Consider the following 17,965-nt stretch of genomic DNA (forward strand, 5'->3'; position numbering starts at 1 on the left):
TTCTTTTGGTGATGTTAAATATTTCACAAAATAAGAAATAAAATAAAGGGGCTGTTGTAGAATGAATAAATCGTCCCAATGTCATCATGAGGTCTCAACGAGCCGACGGACTTTTTTCTCGTGAAGTTTCACCTCATCGAGGCGGCGAGCTAAAAGTGGCCCGCCGGCCGAAAGAGGCAAACTTTGAGAGAGAACCTCATGATGATAGGACGATAATTATTCACAATTTGCAACAGCCCCTTTTTTATGTCTTAAAACTAATTTGCCAATATTTTTAAAATTTATTATAATAAAGTTAATGGTTTAATATTTATTATTTTAAAGGAGATCATATGAGAAGAAAATTTAGGAAGATTTTAAGTCTATTTTTGGCGATTTTTTTATTGTTTTCACCCCTGGTAAGGGCGGAAGAATCAAAGGTAAGACCTTGGGATGAAGAAATTATTTATATGGTTATGACTGACAGGTTTTTTGACGGTGATCCATCTAATAACAATCCAGATAATATAGAAGGTTCCTTTGATAAAGGCCACCTTGAAGCCTACCATGGTGGCGATTTTAGAGGCATAATCGATAAGGTTTCTTATCTAAAGGATTTGGGAATTACAACCCTTTGGATAACACCGATTGTAAAAAATATTGACACAAACATGATGGCTGATAAAAATGACAAGCAATTTGCCTACCATGGTTATTGGGCAAGTGATTTTACAAAAATCGATCCTCATCTAGGTACAGAAGATGACTTGAAAGAATTAATAGACGTCCTTCATGAAAATGGGATTAAATTAATGGTAGATGTTGTTATAAACCATTCTGGCTATGGAACAAAAAACTTTGGAGATTTTTCCGGCATGCATAGGGAAGAAAGTGGTGCAGGCGATATCGAAACAGAGCTTGCTGGCCTACCAGATTTCAAAACAGAAGATAAGGAAGTTAGGGATAAAATTATAAACTGGCAGGTTGACTGGCTTAAAAAACTTAAGACAGAAAAGGGCAATACCATAGATTATTTTAGAGTGGATACAGTAAAACACGTTGACCTTGATACAATGAAAGACTTTAAGGCAGCTCTTATTAAAGAAAACCCAGAATTTAAGATGATTGGGGAAAATTTTGGAGCTTCAATTTTTAAAGATGGAGGCTACCTAGATCCGACCATGCTGGATTCGCTCTTAGACTTTGAATTTAAAGAATTAGCCAAAGATTTTGTTTCAGGCAAAATTTCTGAAACAGAAAAGAGACTTGTAAAGAGAAATGAGGCCATAAGTGAGGAAAGGGAAATGGGTCAATTCTTATCATCCCACGATGAGAATGGTTTTTTAAAAGTCCGTCTTTCAGATGATCTTGGGAAATTTTTAGTGGCTTCGTCATTGCAAATAACAGCCAAGGGTCAACCTGTAATCTACTACGGCGAAGAAATCGGCCAATCAGGCAAGAAAGACAACTTCGATAAGGGTATCTTTAGCGAAAATAGGTATGACTTTGATTGGGATAAGATCGAAAACAATGAAATCTTAGACCATTATAAGAAAATGCTAAAAATAAGAAATGCCTTTGCAGATGTTTTTGCCAAAGGAGTTAGGGAAAATATTTATATGGATGATGAGGTTTCTGTGTTTGAAAGAGCTCACGGAGATAAAAAGCTTCTTGTCGGTCTAAATACAAGTGAAGAGGCAAAGGATATAAGTTTTGATTATAAGGCCGATGGGAAAATTGTCGACCTCTATGGAAACAGTAAGATAAGAACAAATTCTAATAAGATAAATATTAAAATTCCTTCAAGAAATGTGGGAGGGACAGTCGTCCTTGTAAATGAAACTGAGATTCCAGAAGGATTTGACTTTGATAGTGCTAACACAAGTAAATTGCCTATCCTAATAGCTTTGGGCCTTTTTGGGCTAGTTGTAGTAATTTTCTTACTAAATAAGAATAATAAAGTAAAAGCCCAATAAAAAATTTTGAAAAGTAAAATCAAAGAAAAATTACAAAATCCATGGATAAGAGAAATTCCATGGATTTTGTAGATTTTACTTAATTATTAATGAAAAAATTATTTTACTTTATCAATATAAGCTCCATAACCTTCTTCCTCCATTTTTTCTAGAGGAATGAATCTGAGAGCTGCAACATTTATACAATAGCGGACGCCTCTAGCTTCCTTAGGACCGTCATTAAAGATGTGTCCTAAGTGAGAATCACCTGACTTGCTCCTTACTTCAACCCTTTCCATATTGTGGGACTTGTCATTTTTGTAGGCTATATTTTGATCAATTGGCTTAGTAAATGATGGCCAGCCACAGCCAGAATCGTACTTATCTCTTGAAGAAAATAGGGCTTCGTCGCTTATTTTATCAACATATATACCAGTCATCGAAATCGTCATATTCGGGTGAAAAAGGCTTTTCTGTAGCATTTTCTTGGGTTACCTTATATTCTTCCTAGCTTAGTTTTTCCCTTAGACTTTTGTCATTTTTTTTTAGATTCTAAAGGCTCATTTGCAAGATTAATATTGATATGGCAATATCCATTAGGATTCTTATCCAGATAAGCTTGGTGGTAGCCTTCTGCAAGGACAAAATTATTCAAAAGATCTACTACGACTGCGATTTTTTTCTTATATTGCTCCTGGATTTGTCTTATAATTTTATTTATAATTAGCTTATCATTTTCATTTGTATAATAAATTCCGGTCCTGTACTGCCTGCCTATATCATTTCCTTGTTTGTTTACAGATGTAGGATCAATTATTCTAAAGTAATACTCTAATATATCTTGGAGAGAAATTTTATTGATATCGCAGGTTACTTTTACAGTTCGCTATGGTCAGTTTTATTTATCTCTTCGTAATTTGTTATAGAAGTATTGCCATTAGCATAGCCAACTTCGGTTTCGATTACACCAGGGATTTTTTTGAAATATCCTTCTACACCCCAAAAACAACCGCCAGCTAAATAAATTTCGCTTTTATCCTTTAAATTCACCACTGAATTTCTTGAGTTAGGGAGGTCTGATTCTGTTTTATCTTTGTTTCTATCTGTTGTATATATCTTAAAACCAATAAATAAGGCAATAAGAACTAAGAATGGAATAATTATTTTGTTTTTATTCATATAATAACCTCTTTTAAAATTTTTACCCAGGAAAAAATCGCTTCAAACAAAATAAGATTGCTTAATCGTTCAATACTATTCCTTGACTTTACCATATTTAAGGATAAAATATAACCATCTAGTTATTATAACTAGATGCAAAAAAATTAATAATAATGAAACTAGTGTACAATTATTTATAAAGAAAATTGTAAGAATATTGTAAGAATTAAAATAGGAGTAGATTATGCGAAAAATTGCGATTTTAACAGATTCAGCAAGTAATATAAAAGAAAATATAGATCAAGGGATTTTTGTTGTTCCTCTTTATGTAAATTTCCAAAATGAATCAAAAAAAGATTTACTAGAAATATCACCAGCAGAAGTATTTTCAAGGATAGATGAAAATCCATATACTTCGGCACCATCTATAGATGATTTTTGTGATAAAATTAGTTTGATAAAAGAAAAGGGTTACGACAAAATTCTGGCAATTGGTGTATCTAAAAACCTATCAGGGACCTTTAATACTATGAGGCTTGCTCTTGAGGCAGGAGATATGGAATACATCCTTATCGATAGTATGAGTGTCACAATGCCTGAGGGTCTTTTAGTTATGTACGCTAGAAGCTTGATAGAAGAAGGTAAGAGTTTTGATGATCTACAATCTCTTGTAGAGGGAAAAATAAAGGACTTAAAGATGTTTGCGAGTGTAAGTGACTTAAAACACCTTATTAGGGGTGGAAGATTATCTAAAGTAGAAGGTCTAATAGGTGGTAGTCTTAGAATTAACCCTGTTCTAACTATTGATAATAACGGGGAGATCAAGAACTATAAGTCGGTTGTAGGTTATAAAAGAACTATAAATTTCATTGCAAAAGAAACACAAAAAATTTTAGAAGGTGCTGGTAGCTATTATATGGCCCTTGCCTATGGTGAAGATCCTTCAGATATAGATGAAGTAAAAGAGAAGCTTTCTGGCCTTATAGATGGGGCAGCCTTGTACCTAGAAGGTCCTGTCACAGCAGTCCTTGGTTGTCACTCAGGACCATCTGTAAATGTAGTTTGCTTTTTAAAGATAGATTAATTTCTAATAAAAAACTGACCTGGAATATTATAGCTTAGGTCAGTTTTTGTTTTTTTAAAATTGGATTTTTAATCAAAGAGTACCCAATTTAGGGCTTTTGGTAAGACTTGGAATTTGATTTCATTAGTTTGAAAGATTTCTCCATCGGCATTGGCTAAAAATATATCCTTTGATCTAATTGTGCCAGATTTTACTAAGACTTCTCTAATATATTTGCTATCCTTATGTCGACCTTCCTTGTATTTTTTTATCATTGGCAAAAATTTTATAAAAGGAATCTTGCTTGCAAGAAGCAGGTTTAAAACACCGTCATCGATTTTAGCCTCTGGAGCAGGGTTAAAGCCTGAACCATAAAATCCACCATTACAAAGAGCTGAGATTAGAAAATTGCCTGATATTTCAAAATTAGATCCGTCTTTTAGTTTGAGTTTTAATTCAAGATTTTCGCTAGTTATTTTATTTAGACTACTGATAACCGCCTTGATATAGGCTTTTTTACCAAGTTTGGGATTTTTTTCAAGATACTTATAGGCCCTATCTAGAATTTGGGTATCAAAACCAAGACTTGTTACATTTATAGAGTAAAAGTCGTTTACCTTAATTAGGTCTATTTTTTTACTCTTAAAATTTAAAAGTGATTTTAAGGTAAAGTTCTCATAAGAGAAGTTTTTGGCAAAGTCATTGCCAGTCCCAGTTGGGATAAGGCCCAGGGTCATATTTTTGCCGTAGGCGACATTTACAAGCTCATTTAGTGACCCATCACCCCCACATATAATGACGATTTTCTCATCATAATTAAGGGTGTCAAAAGCATCGATTAAATACTTGGTGTGGTTTTTATACCTAGTGTTGACGACTTCTATCTCAGAAAGCCTGCCAGCCTTCCTAAAAGTTTCTTCTATATCTTCTTTTCTTATATCAAATTCTGTTTTACCAGCGTTTGAGTTAATAATAAATAAAATTTTTCGCATTTCAATCCTATTTACCCTTTAAATCTTTTATAAAACCTACTAGCTAAAATTTTTTATACTTACCCTTAGAATAAGCCATATCCCCGCTAGTACTTTCTTCTAAATTCGAATTTATTATAGCAAATTCGCTCCTGGTTATGGCAGCTATTTCCTTATTATCGCCGTATACTTCACAGTCAACAGTGATTATCCTTGAACCCCTTTTGATGACCTTGGCCTTGGCGTAGATGTAATCTGTTGCCATTAGGGGCCTTAGAAAGTGGGTCGTCATGGATAATGTTGGGGCAGTGTATTTTTTGGCTGAAGCAATGTAACCTGAAGCATTATCAGCAAGGCTCATTATTACCCCTCCGTGAACTGCATTTAATTCATTTAGGAAATTATCATCCATCTTACACCTTAAAATAAGGTTATTTTCATCTATTTCTCTTAATTCTATATCAAATTGATCACTAAAACTCATAATTACTCCTTTATTCTTTACAATTATATGATTTTTGAAAAATCTTTCATTCTTTTAGGGATAAAAGATGAATAATCAAGCAAATTAGTATAGAATATATAGATAAGGAGCGTTTATGAAAAAGAAATTTATACCAATTTTACTAAGCCTAATTATGGTCTTTGGCCTTGCGGCTTGTTCAAATAATACGGAAGATGAAGAACCAGTAAGCACAAATGTGACAGACCTTATTACAAGACTTGATACTTATCAAAAAAATAAGGAAGAAGAAAAAAGACTTGCTGAGCAAAAAGAACTAGAAAAAACTTTAAAACTTGCCAAAGAAAAAGAAGCTAAAAAAGAAGAAGCCAAGGCAAGGATAAATAAAAAGCAAATTGAACAAAGAGATAGAAAAGAAATAGCCGAAGAAGAAAGTAATGAAGATAAAAGAAAACCTAAGATAAAAAAGGTTAAATTAAAAGCTTTCGGTGACATCATGGCCCATATGGTACAAATCCAATATGCCTACAATAGAGGTGGTGGTGACTATGATTTTTCTGATCAATTTACCTATTTAAAAGACTTTATAGAAGATTCAGATATTGCTATAGGTAATTATGAAACAACAACAAACCCAAACTTAGCCTATGCAGGTTTTCCTAGGTTTAATGCACCGGCTAGCTACCTAAGAGACCTTAAAGATGCTGGTTTTGATATAGTATCAACTGCCAATAACCATTCTATGGATACTGAACTTGAAGGAGTTTTTTCAACCATGGATGCTGCTAAAGAAGCGGGTTTAGATTATATTGGGTCTTTTAATGATAAGTCTGAAAGAATTTTATATAAGGAAGTAAATGGCCTTAATATTGCCTTCCTAGCCTATACTTATGGATGTAATGGCAGGGAAAACTTAGTAATTCCAAGGGAAGAAGTAGAAAATCTCGCCTACTTATCAGACGAAGAGCAAATAAAAAAAGATATAAGAAGAGCTAAAACCTCCGGAGCAGACTTTATAGTTATCTACCCACATTGGGGCATTGAGTACCAATCTATGCCAAATGAATCTCAAATTAGCCTTGGTAGAAAGATGGTAGACTGGGGGGCAGACCTCGTTATAGGAAATCACCCACACGTGGTAGAGCCAGTTGAGTTTTATGAAACAGATGACGGCAGGGAAGGCCTAATAGCCTACGCTCTTGGAAACTTTATATCCTTCCAAAACTATGAAAATAATAATGATATAAGGGTAGAGCACTCCCTAGCCCTTGAAATAGACCTAGAAAAAGATTTAACAAGCGGCAATAAAAAAATAGCTGATGTAACCTTTCACCCAATTTGGGTAGGAACCTACTACGATGATTATGGGACTTCAATAAAAAACCACCTAACAGAAGACTTCCTTGAAGGTGGGAAATACTACGATTTGGTAAATGAAAACCAAAGGGCAAGAATTAAACAGGCCCATGACATGACCCTAGATATAGCAAATACTGGAGTTAATTAATGACAAATTTTGAACTTAATATCCTAAATGCTATCCAAAACCTAAGATCAACGCCCCTAGATAAATTTATGGTAACAATATCTGCAGCGGGCAACCTTTCCTTAATTTGGATAGCCTTTATCTTTATATTTTTAGCAGCCAAAGAACTAAAGGACCAAGGCAAAATCATGGTGCTAGCCTTTATCCTAAATATCCTTATAGTAAATATTTTTGTAAAAAACCTAGTAGCAAGACCAAGGCCCTATGATGTGGCAAACTTTACTGATCTTTTAATTCATAAACTATCAGATAATTCCTTCCCATCAGGCCACACTTCTTACGCCTTTACCTTTGCGACAATTGTGACTATCTTAAATAAAAATAAAGCTTTAAAAATATTTACAGGCGTCTTGGCGGTTTTAATGGCTTTTTCAAGACTTTATCTCTACGTGCACTTCCCAACAGACGTCCTAGCAGGAGCAATATTTGGGATTTTAATAGGGATTTTGTCTATAAAAATATATAATTCTAGGAAATATAAGGAAATAAAAACAAAATATAATTTACACCAGGCATAAATTGTGATATAATATACCGGTAAGCAATTTATGCCGGTGTGTCGGAACTGGCAGACGAGATAGACTCAAAATCTGTTGTCCTCCGGGGTGTATGGGTTCGAGTCCCATCACCGGCACCAAATAAAAAAAGCGTTGGAAAATCCAGCGCTTTTTTTTATGCTCATCTAAATGATTTATTGGTTTATAAAAGTTGAGATTAAGTAGATTGTTACTAGCAACTTACCTACATGGTAAATTTTAAAAAAATACATATCACTATTTGCTGTGCTTATATTAACTTTATAATATTCATATTTATATTATTCTCTTTAAAGTCTCGTTTAATACCCTGCTTAAAGCCTGGTTTAAGACCCCCTTAAAGGAGGATTTAATACATATTAAAGTATACTTTAATATCAGGGAAATTAATTTTTATAAAAAATTCTAATATGCTATAATAAATATGTTATCACTACCTATACTCATAGCAGTTAGAAGGTGATTTGTATGAAAGAACTGATTTTCTTTTTAGTGTCCGTTGCAGTTGGCGTAACTACTCATTATGTCATCAAGTGGTTAGACGGATACATTAATAGTGATAACTAACCCAAAATAAAAAAGACAAGTTGCCCCTCGTCTTTTTTGTGATTCGTATGAATCTGATTTCCTTTTACTCAATGTTATTATACTAGCTGTCTTGTTTTATTCAATATTTTTATGTTCTCTAACTTTTTGAAAGAAAAATCTAATCAAGTATCTTGTTATTAAGGAGGTATTTATGAAAAATACTGACAGGTGTCCAAAGTGTGGGTCAAGTGATATTATAAAAGTACCTAGCCATGCTGGAGCTTATGGGTCTGGCAATAATATTATGGTTGGCATGACTATAAAGTCTCCAGTCCCTGTCGATAGGTATCTTTGTACGAAGTGTGGTTTTTCAGAAGAATGGGTAGATCTTGATAAAATTGACAAGGTAGAAAAAAAGTACGGTGATAAATAATAATAGTTTATTTTAGGAAGCATAGAAATATGTTTCCTTTTTTCTTTAAAAATTTCCCAATATAAGTTATACTATAAGGTAGGAATGAATGTTAAACTATTTTTATAGTTAAGGAGATATAATGAAAAAAACTGTAATGTTGATTGATGGATCGAGTTTGATCTATAGGGCTTTTTTCGCCCTGCCAAATTTGTCCAACAATGACGGAGTTATGACAAATGGTGTTTATGGATTTTTGACCATGTACAAAAACGCCTTTGATAAATATAAGCCTGAATATGTCCTTGTAGCCTTTGATAGGTCGTCAAAGACCTTTAGGAACGAGGAGTATGCGGACTATAAGGCCAATAGGGATAAGACCCCTAATGAGCTTTCCTACCAATTCGGTATTTTAAAAGATGTCCTTGATTCTATGGGGGTTAGGTATACTGACCTTGATGGCTTTGAGGCTGATGATATAGTTGGTACTTACGCCAAAATGGCTAAAGAAGCTGGTGATAGAGCTGTTCTTATCACAGGGGATAGGGACTATCTCCAGCTTGTTGATGAAGATATCCTAGTCTATCTTACAAAAAAAGGTGTGTCAGATACTGTAGAGTATACCGTTGAGAAAATTAAGGAAGAATATGGAGTTACTCCAAAGCAACTTATAGATGTAAAGGGGCTAATGGGAGATAAGTCGGATAATATTCCGGGAGTAGATGGAATTGGAGAAAAACGTGCCTTAACCTTTATCAAAAAGTATGGGTCAATCGAAAATCTTTACGATAACCTTGATGAGATAACAGGTAAGAAAACCAAGGAAAATCTTGAAAATAGCGAGGCTACTGCCTACATGTCCAAAAAAATCGGTACTATCGTAACCCATGCTCCTGTTGAGTTTGAATATGACGAACTTGCCCTTGGAGAAGTAGACACAGAAGGTCTTAGGGAAAAGTTTTCTAAACTTAATTTCAATAAGTTTTTAGAAGAACTTGACGGCGGACCGGTTGAAACAGAAAGTAAGGAATTTTCCTATAAGACTAGCAATGATTTAAAAGGTTTAATAGAGTCTTCTAAAAAGACTAAGGAAATTTTCTTTAAGTCTATATACGATGGGAATAATTATATCCATTCTGGTATTTATAAACTAGCAGCAAAGACAAAAGATTCTGATGTATATATAATTGATCCTGATAAAATTGTAGATTTGAAAGAAGTTTTCGAAGATGATTCTATAAACAAGGTATCTTTTGATATTAAAGAAGAGATAGTTCTTTTAGAAAAGCTAGGAATAGATCTCAAATATCCTTATGATGATCTTATGCTCATGCATTATTTGATAGACCCATCTAGATCTTCCTATGATTTAAAATTATTAAGCCAGACTTATTTATCTTATGAGCTAGATAACGATGAAAGTCTAATAGGCAAGGGAGCAAAAACCAAAAAATACGCTGATATTAACCAAGAAGATTTAAATCTACTGCTTGCAAGTAAGGTAAATGCTATAGAAGATTCCAAAGATAAGGTCTTTAAAAACCTAGCTGAATACGAGATGGTAGACCTTTATGAAAATATAGAGAAAAAACTTGCCAAGGTCCTAGCTTCTATGGAAACCTTAGGATTTGGTACTGATAGGGAAATTTTAGAAGAACTTAAGGCTGATATTGATAGTCAAATTGAAGAGATAACCCAGGAAATCTATGACCTGGCTGGTAGTGAATTTAATATAAACTCTACCAAGCAACTTGGAGAAGTTTTATTTAAAGACCTAGAACTTCCTGTTATAAAAAAGACAAAAACAGGTTTTTCAACAGATGCTAAAGTTCTTGATAAGCTAAGAGATAAGCACCCTATTATTGAAAAAATTGAAAGATACAGAGAAATCTATAAACTACGTTCCACCTATATAGAAGGCCTTGGAAATGCCATAGACGAAGACGGCAGGATTAGATCAACCTTTAGGCAAAATATCGCCTCAACTGGTAGACTTTCAAGCCAAGAGCCGAACCTTCAAAACCTACCTATAAAAACTGATGAAGGAAGGGCCATTAGAAAGGCCTTTAAGGCAGGAGAAGGTAAAGTTTTAATAGATGCAGACTATTCACAGATAGAATTAAGAATTCTGGCTAGTCTTTCTGATGATAAAAATATGCAAAACGCCTTCAATAATGGCTTAGATATCCATACGCAGACAGCTTCTGAGGTTTTCCACACCCCGCTTGACGAGGTAACAAAACTTCAAAGATCAGAGGCCAAGGCGGTAAACTTCGGTATAATCTATGGTATAAGTGACTATGGTCTATCACAAAATTTAAATATTCCAAGAAAAAGAGCGAAAGAATATATCAATAAGTACAAAGAATCTTACCCACAAATAAAAGACTACATGGATACGGTAGTAAAACAGGCAAAAGAAAAAGGCTATGTAGAAACTTTATTTAAAAGACGTAGGTATGTTCCAGAGATATCTTCAAGGAATTTTAATGTCAGAAGCTTTGGTGAAAGGATAGCCTTAAATACACCTATCCAAGGCACAGCTGCTGATATAATAAAGATAGCGATGATAGATACTTATAACAAACTTAGACAAGAGGGCTTGGATGCTGAGATTATCCTTCAGATTCACGATGAAATAATCATAGAATCAAGTGAGGAAGATAAGGAAAAAGCCCGAGACATCCTTAAGGAATGTATGGAAAATGCAGCAAAGCTTAAGGTAGATTTATTAGTTGATATAGGTTTTGGAGAAAGTATGTATGAGTCCAAATAAAATAGTAATAACAGGCACAATAGGTTCTGGAAAGTCAGCTGTAAGTGAGATTATAAAAAATCTTGGTTTTATGGTTATAAATGCTGATGAAGTAAACAGAGAGCTTTTGGAAGAAGGTGGGGAAAATTATAAGGCTATAAAGGCCGACCCCTTTTTCAGGAAGGCCTTTGATGGTAAAAAACTTGATAAAAAGAAGTTAGCAAGGATGATTTTTCAGGCTCCTGACCTTATGAAAAGGCTAAATTCAATAACCCATCCCATAATTATAAGGGAAATTGAAGAAGAGATAAAAAGAGCAGATGAAAAAAATATCTTTATCGAAATTCCACTTTATTATCAAATGACAGAGAGATTTCCTGCAGACCTTGTTTTCTTTGTAGAAGCAGATAAAGAAATCCAAGCCCAAAGACTAGCAACTAGGGATGGGGTTGGTGGATTCTATGCCGAATCTAAGATTAGAAACCAAGAAAATCTGATGGGTCCTAGGGATAAAAATGAGATTGTTATTAAAAACAATACAAGTCTAGAAGACCTAAAAATAGAAGTGGAAAATATATTAAGAGAGGAGTGTATTTTATGAAAGTGATTAAATGGTTTGGAAAAATAATAGGCTTTATCCTCCTTGCCATCCTAATCTTATTTGTTGTTTGCTACGGATTAGTTGCCTACCAAACATCAAGGACTAGGATTAACTACCAAGATGAAATCTATGAATATTCTGAAAAATATAACGTAGATCCCTTACTAACAGCATCTATTATCAAGGTAGAATCAGACTTTGATAAGGAAGCTAAAAGTAACCAAGGAGCTCAAGGGCTTATGCAGCTACTTGATGAGACTGCATCTCATGCAGCAGAATTAACTAATAAAGAATTTTATCCAGATAAGTTATCAGATGTTGAATATAACTTAGACTTAGGTATAGCCTATTATGATTATCTTTATAGGTACTATAATAATAGAGACCTTGCCCTTGCAGCCTACAATGGCGGAGTGGGCAATGTTGATAAATGGATAAAAGAAGGAATTTTAGATCCAGTGGAACCTGATGTACTAAATATACCATTTGAAGAAACTAGGCAATATGTAACAAAAATCGATGCAAACTACGATGTTTACAAGAAGTTTTATAAAAATGGCTTGCCTAGCGAAAAGAGGGTGGCTGATCTAAAACAGCTGGCCTTTGATAATTTTATGGTATTTATGGAAGATATTTTAGAAAATTTTAAATAAACCATTGAGAAATTTCCCGATATAATTTATAATGGAAGTATCGGGAAAGAAATTTTTAAAGAAGGAGATATTTATGGCAGCTAATACTGTGACATTTGCCCATGGTGTTAAGATGGAAGAATATAAAGAGCTTTCAGAAAATAGCAGTCTACATACTGCATCTATTCCAAAGCTTGTAACCATTCCACTCACCCAGCATATAGGTGCACCAAGCAAGTGTAATGTTAAGAAAAATGACGAAGTTGCTGTAGGAGACCTTTTAGGTTCTGCAGTAGGTAACTTCTCAGCTAATATCCACTCCTCAGTAGCAGGAGTTGTAAAAGAGGTAATCGATATCCAAAGTGCCTCAGGTAAAAATACCAAGGCAGTTGTAATCGATACAGAAGGTTTTGAACAAGAGGTAGAGTATACAGAGCTTGAAAATGTAAACTTAAGCCCAGAAGAAATTGTTGCTAAGGTAAAAGAAGCAGGAATTGTTGGTATGGGTGGTGCGGCTTTCCCAGCTCACATTAAATATTCACCAAATAAACCAATAGATACTGTAATAGTAAATGGGGCAGAGTGTGAACCATACATAACTTGTGATGATTACATAATGAAAAATTATCCTTTACATATTATTAAAGGACTCATCCAAGTACTAAAGGCAGTAAATGCAAAAGACGGTGTAATCGCCATAGAAAATAATAAGCCACAGGCCTTTAAAACTATGACAGAAGCCCTAGAAGAATTTACTAAAACAAATAAGTTTGACGGCACAATCAAGGTAGTAAGTCTTGAAACAAAATACCCACAAGGTGATGAAAAAAGACTTATAAATGCAATCTTAAAAAGAGAAGTGCCATCAGGTGGTCTTCCAATGGATGTAGGAGCAGTAGTATCTAACGTTTCGACAGTAAATGCTATTTACGAAGCCATATACATGGGAAAACCTCTTTATGAAAGAATTCTTACTGTTACAGGTAAGACTGTTAAAAATCCACAAAACATGGTAGTAAGAATCGGTACAAGCTTTAACGACCTTATCGAAGAAGCTGGTGGAGCAGAAGAAATTGCCAAGGTTATAAACGGCGGACCAATGTGTGGTATTGCCCAACCTGACCTAAATAAACCAGTAGAAAAAGCTACAAACTGTATCTTAGTTTTTGATAGTGAAGATGCCTTCATAGAAGATCCATCACCATGCATTAGATGTGGTAGGTGTGTAAGTGTATGTCCAGTATTCTTACTTCCAAACTACATCCATAAGCATGCCCTAGATGGTAGATTTGAAAAGGCAGATGAAGAAGGCGCTCTTGATTGTATAGAGTGTGGATCTTGCTCCTTTGTTTGTCCGGCTAGAAGGCCACTAGTTGAAGCTATCAAGTTTGCTAAGAGACAAATAAGACAGGCAGGAAAATAGGGGGAAATATGGAAAATAATAAACAATTATTAGTAACAGCTTCTCCACATATAAGGAGTAAAAGAACAGTTGCAAATGACATGCTTGATGTTATCATTGCACTTATACCTGCAGGCGCTGTTTCTGTTTACTACTTTGGTTACAGGGCTTTAGTTCTAATTCTAGCGTCTGTAATTACATGTGTCTTAGCTGAGACTGTATTTAATAAATGTCTAAAAAAAGAAAATACAATAAAAAATTTATCAGCAGTTGTAACAGGTATCTTACTTGCCTATAACGTGCCATTTACACTTCCAGTTTGGCAGCTTGTAATAGGTGCAGTTTTTGCTATAGTAATCTGTAAGATGCTCTATGGTGGTATTGGTCAAAACATTGTAAACCCAGCACTTGCAGCTAGAGCTTTCTTAATGGCATCTTGGTCAGATACAATGACAAATTTCGTGCCAACAGAAAGAGTAGCAACTCTTAAAACAATAAGCGATGTTTCAATGCTAAGTCAGGCAACACCACTATCAGATCCTAAAGCTTATTCAATCATGGATCTTTTTATAGGTCACATACCAGGATCACTTGGTGAAATCAGTGCCCTAGCCTTATTACTAGGTGCTTGCTACCTACTAATTAGAAAGGTAATTCACATTAGAATTCCACTAGTTTACATACTAACAACTGTTCTAATGCTTGCTATCTTCGGAGATAAGGTAAACTTAGACTTTATACTAAAACAAGTCCTATCAGGCGGTTTAATCCTTGGTGCCTTCTTTATGGCAACAGATTATACAACAGCTCCAATTACTCCAAAAGGACAAATCGTATTTGCCTTTGGTTGTGGATTCTTAACAGCAGTTATAAGACTTTGGGGCGGTTATCCAGAAGGTGTATCATACTCAATCTTACTAATGAACATACTAGTACCAGTTATAGAAAAACATACTAGACCAAGAATTTTTGGTAAGGCCAAGGCAAAAAAAGGAGCGAAAAATGAATAAAAGTATTAAATTAGGTTTTAAATTACTTCTTATAACTTCAGCTACAGCCCTAGCCCTTGCCTTTACAAACAATATGACTCAGCCAATCATAGAAGCTCACCAACAAGAAGCTTTGAAAGAATCTTTGGCAGTAGTTTATGAGGCAGATAGCTATGAGGAGCTAGAAGTAGAAAAACCAGATACTGTGGAAGTAGTGTATAAGGCTGATGATGGATATGTTTTCCAAATCCTATCACCAGGTGGTTATGGTGGCGACATCGAATACCTTATAGGTGTTGATAGTGAGCACAACATAACAGGATTTGCTCCATTAAATCATGCAGAATCTGCTGGTTTCGGTGCTGAAATGGAACAAGATTTCTTCAAAGAAGGCATGGTTGGAGTAAACATGGACCAAGAAGTAAAAGCAAGTGCAGCAGGCGGAGAAAATGAAATAGTTGGCCTATCAGGCGCTACAATTTCTACAAATACCATTCTTAGAGGTATCAATGATGCCCGCGAAGTACTTTCTAGCTTAGAATAGGAGATATCATGGACAAAGAAAAAAATAAAAAACCAAGGGTAAATTACGGAAAAATATTTACCGATGGTATATTTAAAAACAACCCTGTCCTAGTACAGATGGTTGGTATGTGTTCAGTACTTGCTATATCTTCATCATTAACAAATGCTGTAGGTATGGGTGTATCTGTAACATTCGTACTTGTAATGAGTAACTTAGTAATATCATTACTTCGTAACTTTATATCAGATGAGATAAGAATCCCATCCTTTATCGTAGTAATAGCAGGTTTCGTAACTATAGTTCAAATGCTAATAAAAGCTTATGCGCCAGCTTTAGATAAGAGCTTGGGTATCTTTATCCCACTTATAGTAGTAAACTGTATAATCCTTGCTCGTGCTGAAGGTTTTGCAAGCCAAAACAGACCTATCCCATCAATCGTAGATGGTATAAGCCAAGGTCTTGGTTATACACTTGCTATATCAATACTTGCTTTCTTTAGAGAACTATTAGGATCAGGAACACTTTTTGGCATTGGTATAATCCCAGAAGAATACACCATAGGCTTTATGCTTCAACCAGCATCATCATTTATAGTCCTAGGTCTAATCTTTGGAGCCTTCCAAGCCATTATGAACAGAAAAAAGAAAGTTGATTAGGAGTTATTATGGCAGAATTATTTAAAATTATAATAGCAACTATTTTTGTATCAAACTATGTACTAGGACAATTCCTAGGTATCTGTCCAACTCTTGGTGTAACAAGCAAGGTTGAAACAGCTAAAGGCATGAGCTATGCAGTAATCTTTGTAATAGTTCTAGCAACGGTTATTACCTGGTTTATCCAACACTACATATTAGAAAAATTTGGTATTGAATACTTGCAGACCCTTGTATTTATCTTAGTAATAGCAAGTTTAGTACAAACAGTAGAAACAGTAATGAAAAAGTCTATGCCAGCCCTATATGGAGCACTCGGTGTATTCTTACCACTTATTACTACAAACTGTGTTGTACTAGGTGTAGCAATTAAAGCAGTTGACCTATCATACAACCTTGTTGAATCAACAGTATATGCCTTTGCAGCATCTATTGGTTTTATGATAGCAATAGTTCTACTTGCTTACTTAAGAGAAAAAATCGAATACAATAATGTACCTAAGTCATTTAAGGGAGCTCCAATGTCTCTTATAACCCTAGGTCTAATGGCTATAGCCTTCATGGGCTTTGCAGGTTTAGCATAGGAGGAAAAATGGGAAATTTATTATTACCAGTAGTAATACTTGCTATAATGGGCTTTATCTTTGCGGTAGCCCTAGGCTTTATATCAGAAAAATTTCACGTAGAAAAATCAGTCAAAGAAGCAGCAGTTAGAGATGCCCTACCAGGGGCTAACTGTGGTGCTTGTGGATTTCCTGGTTGTGATGGTCTTGCAGAGGCTATCGCTAAGGGAGAAGCTCCAGTTAATGCCTGTGCTATAGGTGGAGCAAGCACAACTGCAGCTGTAGCAGAAGCTATGGGAGTAGAGGCTACAGGAGCAGACGACAGAAAGGTTGCCCTTGTAAACTGTAATGGTACATGCGAAGCAGCCAAAGACCAATACAACTACCAAGGTCTTGAAGACTGTAGGGCACAAATTGCCTTATTTGGTGGAAAGAAAGCCTGCGACTACGGTTGTATAGGTTGTGGTACTTGTGAAAAAGCATGTCCATTTGATGCAATCCATGTCAAAGACGGAGTAGCAGTAGTAGATAGGGAAAAATGTGTGGCTTGTGGCAAGTGTGTAGACGTATGTCCAAAAAATATAATTGATCTTGTACCATTTAAGCAAACCCACGCAGTACTTTGCTCATCACACGATAAGGGCAAGGACGCAAGAGCTAAGTGTTCTAATTCTTGTATAGGTTGTACAATCTGTGCTAGGACCTATCCAGAAGCATTTGAAATGGATGATTTCCTTTCAATAGCTAAAAATATAGAAGACGTTGACCAAGAACTACTAAACACAGCTTGTGAAAAATGTCCAAATAAATGTATAACTATATTTGAATAGATAGCAAAAATAGATAAAAAAAAGAAAATCTTAACTTACAAAGTCTTTGTAAGTTAAGATTTTTTTGTTGCTTAAATAAGCATAAATAACAAAATAATCTAATATTAATGTAAGACATAAAAAATAAACATGTCTTGATTTCAATGTTTATTAAATGATTTGTAAATATTAAAAGAAAATTCAATGAAAAAACTTGCGTTAAATCAAGTTGACCATATAATACATAACTAGATTAGGAGGTCAATATGATAAAGTATATAAGTAAAAGAATTCTCCAGGCTTTAGGAGTAATTTTATTAGTTAGTATTATTACCTTTGTGCTGATGAACCTAGCACCTGGTAGTCCATTTGCTAGTGAAAAATCCCAATCGCCTGAGGTACTACAAGCATTAAACGA

At 34.7% G+C, this 17,965-nt stretch carries 16 protein-coding genes, 1 tRNA gene and 1 pseudogene; 15 read left to right on the forward strand and 3 right to left on the reverse strand.

Features of this window, described 5'->3' with window-relative positions; translation table 11 throughout:
- Positions 1–332 precede the first annotated feature (332 nt).
- Entirely contained in the window at positions 333–1,955 is a 1,623-nt protein-coding gene (locus Q0410_RS00825; protein WP_299031775.1) for an alpha-amylase family glycosyl hydrolase, read from the forward strand.
- Positions 1,956–2,053: 98 nt separating this feature from the next.
- On the opposite strand, the pseudogene msrB reads toward Q0410_RS00825, so the two are convergent.
- Positions 2,054–2,984: pseudogene (gene msrB / locus Q0410_RS00830) on the reverse strand (peptide-methionine (R)-S-oxide reductase MsrB).
- 355 nt (positions 2,985–3,339) lie between these two features.
- Between msrB and Q0410_RS00835 the strand changes: the two are divergent.
- A complete protein-coding gene (locus Q0410_RS00835) occupies positions 3,340–4,179 on the forward strand; it encodes a DegV family protein (protein ID WP_299031778.1) in 840 nt (279 codons plus the stop codon).
- A 68-nt stretch (positions 4,180–4,247) separates the two neighbouring features.
- Here Q0410_RS00835 and Q0410_RS00840 read toward each other — a convergent pair whose 3' ends face one another.
- Both Q0410_RS00840 and Q0410_RS00845 read right to left on the reverse strand, forming a co-directional pair.
- Entirely contained in the window at positions 4,248–5,150 is a 903-nt protein-coding gene (locus tag Q0410_RS00840) for a diacylglycerol kinase family protein (protein WP_299031782.1), read from the reverse strand.
- 43 nt (positions 5,151–5,193) lie between these two features.
- Positions 5,194–5,613, reverse strand: coding sequence for a PaaI family thioesterase (locus Q0410_RS00845; protein ID WP_299031785.1), 420 nt, complete (start codon positions 5,611–5,613; stop codon positions 5,194–5,196).
- A 115-nt stretch (positions 5,614–5,728) separates the two neighbouring features.
- Here Q0410_RS00845 and Q0410_RS00850 point away from each other — a divergent pair, with 115 nt between their 5' ends.
- The 13 genes from Q0410_RS00850 (at position 5,729) to Q0410_RS00910 (ending at position 17,568) form a co-directional block, all read left to right on the forward strand.
- On the forward strand, positions 5,729–7,099 hold the full coding sequence (locus tag Q0410_RS00850; protein WP_299031788.1) for a CapA family protein: 1,371 nt from the start codon (positions 5,729–5,731) through the stop codon (positions 7,097–7,099).
- Complete coding sequence (locus Q0410_RS00855) at positions 7,099–7,656, forward strand: phosphatase PAP2 family protein (protein WP_299031791.1); 558 nt, start codon at positions 7,099–7,101, stop codon at positions 7,654–7,656. The genes Q0410_RS00850 and Q0410_RS00855 overlap by 1 nt, the downstream gene beginning before the upstream one ends.
- Before the next feature lie 32 nt (positions 7,657–7,688).
- Positions 7,689–7,775: transfer RNA gene (locus tag Q0410_RS00860), tRNA-Leu, on the forward strand.
- A gap of 638 nt (positions 7,776–8,413) precedes the next feature.
- A complete protein-coding gene (locus tag Q0410_RS00865; RefSeq protein WP_299031794.1) occupies positions 8,414–8,635 on the forward strand; it encodes a hypothetical protein in 222 nt (73 codons plus the stop codon).
- Positions 8,636–8,756: 121 nt separating this feature from the next.
- Positions 8,757–11,390 (forward strand): DNA polymerase I, encoded by a 2,634-nt coding sequence (gene polA, locus Q0410_RS00870; protein ID WP_299031796.1) that lies wholly within the window; start codon positions 8,757–8,759, stop codon positions 11,388–11,390.
- Positions 11,377–11,970 carry a dephospho-CoA kinase gene (gene coaE, locus Q0410_RS00875; protein ID WP_299031799.1) on the forward strand — a complete coding sequence of 198 codons (594 nt, stop codon included), beginning with the start codon at positions 11,377–11,379 and terminating at the stop codon, positions 11,968–11,970. Before polA ends, coaE begins: the two co-directional genes overlap by 14 nt.
- Complete coding sequence (locus tag Q0410_RS00880) at positions 11,967–12,623, forward strand: lytic transglycosylase domain-containing protein (protein ID WP_299031802.1); 657 nt, start codon at positions 11,967–11,969, stop codon at positions 12,621–12,623. The genes coaE and Q0410_RS00880 overlap by 4 nt, the downstream gene beginning before the upstream one ends.
- 73 nt (positions 12,624–12,696) lie before the next feature.
- Positions 12,697–14,025, forward strand: coding sequence for an electron transport complex subunit RsxC (rsxC, locus tag Q0410_RS00885; protein WP_299031805.1), 1,329 nt, complete (start codon positions 12,697–12,699; stop codon positions 14,023–14,025).
- Between the two features lie 8 nt (positions 14,026–14,033).
- Positions 14,034–15,014: an RnfABCDGE type electron transport complex subunit D gene (locus tag Q0410_RS00890; RefSeq protein ID WP_299031808.1), complete on the forward strand. Its 981-nt coding sequence runs from the start codon at positions 14,034–14,036 to the stop codon at positions 15,012–15,014.
- The gene (locus Q0410_RS00895) at positions 15,007–15,537 is read left to right on the forward strand and encodes an FMN-binding protein (RefSeq protein WP_299031811.1); all 531 of its coding nucleotides are present in this window, start codon (positions 15,007–15,009) and stop codon (positions 15,535–15,537) included. The genes Q0410_RS00890 and Q0410_RS00895 overlap by 8 nt, the downstream gene beginning before the upstream one ends.
- Positions 15,538–15,545: 8 nt before the next feature.
- Positions 15,546–16,175 (forward strand): electron transport complex subunit RsxE, encoded by a 630-nt coding sequence (gene rsxE / locus Q0410_RS00900; RefSeq protein ID WP_299031814.1) that lies wholly within the window; start codon positions 15,546–15,548, stop codon positions 16,173–16,175.
- 8 nt (positions 16,176–16,183) lie between these two features.
- Positions 16,184–16,759 (forward strand): electron transport complex protein RnfA, encoded by a 576-nt coding sequence (locus tag Q0410_RS00905; protein ID WP_299031817.1) that lies wholly within the window; start codon positions 16,184–16,186, stop codon positions 16,757–16,759.
- 8 nt (positions 16,760–16,767) lie between these two features.
- Positions 16,768–17,568, forward strand: a complete 801-nt coding sequence (locus Q0410_RS00910) for an RnfABCDGE type electron transport complex subunit B (RefSeq protein WP_299031819.1) — start codon at positions 16,768–16,770, stop codon at positions 17,566–17,568.
- Positions 17,569–17,965: the final 397 nt, after the last annotated feature.

Source organism: uncultured Anaerococcus sp. (assembly GCF_937934665.1).
Taxonomy (GTDB): Bacteria; Bacillota; Clostridia; order Tissierellales; family Peptoniphilaceae; genus Anaerococcus.

What these genes read in the sequence shown, in the direction of transcription:
- Q0410_RS00825 (WP_299031775.1), top strand. Translation starts at nt 333, where the DNA reads ATGAGAAGAAAATTTAGGAAGATTTTAAGTCTATTTTTGGCGATTTTT.
- Q0410_RS00835 (WP_299031778.1), top strand. Translation starts at nt 3,340, where the DNA reads ATGCGAAAAATTGCGATTTTAACAGATTCAGCAAGTAATATAAAAGAA.
- Q0410_RS00840 (WP_299031782.1), bottom strand. Translation starts at nt 5,150, where the DNA reads ATGCGAAAAATTTTATTTATTATTAACTCAAACGCTGGTAAAACAGAA.
- Q0410_RS00845 (WP_299031785.1), bottom strand. Translation starts at nt 5,613, where the DNA reads ATGAGTTTTAGTGATCAATTTGATATAGAATTAAGAGAAATAGATGAA.
- Q0410_RS00850 (WP_299031788.1), top strand. Translation starts at nt 5,729, where the DNA reads ATGAAAAAGAAATTTATACCAATTTTACTAAGCCTAATTATGGTCTTT.
- Q0410_RS00855 (WP_299031791.1), top strand. Translation starts at nt 7,099, where the DNA reads ATGACAAATTTTGAACTTAATATCCTAAATGCTATCCAAAACCTAAGA.
- Q0410_RS00865 (WP_299031794.1), top strand. Translation starts at nt 8,414, where the DNA reads ATGAAAAATACTGACAGGTGTCCAAAGTGTGGGTCAAGTGATATTATA.
- polA (WP_299031796.1), top strand. Translation starts at nt 8,757, where the DNA reads ATGAAAAAAACTGTAATGTTGATTGATGGATCGAGTTTGATCTATAGG.
- coaE (WP_299031799.1), top strand. Translation starts at nt 11,377, where the DNA reads ATGAGTCCAAATAAAATAGTAATAACAGGCACAATAGGTTCTGGAAAG.
- Q0410_RS00880 (WP_299031802.1), top strand. Translation starts at nt 11,967, where the DNA reads ATGAAAGTGATTAAATGGTTTGGAAAAATAATAGGCTTTATCCTCCTT.
- rsxC (WP_299031805.1), top strand. Translation starts at nt 12,697, where the DNA reads ATGGCAGCTAATACTGTGACATTTGCCCATGGTGTTAAGATGGAAGAA.
- Q0410_RS00890 (WP_299031808.1), top strand. Translation starts at nt 14,034, where the DNA reads ATGGAAAATAATAAACAATTATTAGTAACAGCTTCTCCACATATAAGG.
- Q0410_RS00895 (WP_299031811.1), top strand. Translation starts at nt 15,007, where the DNA reads ATGAATAAAAGTATTAAATTAGGTTTTAAATTACTTCTTATAACTTCA.
- rsxE (WP_299031814.1), top strand. Translation starts at nt 15,546, where the DNA reads ATGGACAAAGAAAAAAATAAAAAACCAAGGGTAAATTACGGAAAAATA.
- Q0410_RS00905 (WP_299031817.1), top strand. Translation starts at nt 16,184, where the DNA reads ATGGCAGAATTATTTAAAATTATAATAGCAACTATTTTTGTATCAAAC.
- Q0410_RS00910 (WP_299031819.1), top strand. Translation starts at nt 16,768, where the DNA reads ATGGGAAATTTATTATTACCAGTAGTAATACTTGCTATAATGGGCTTT.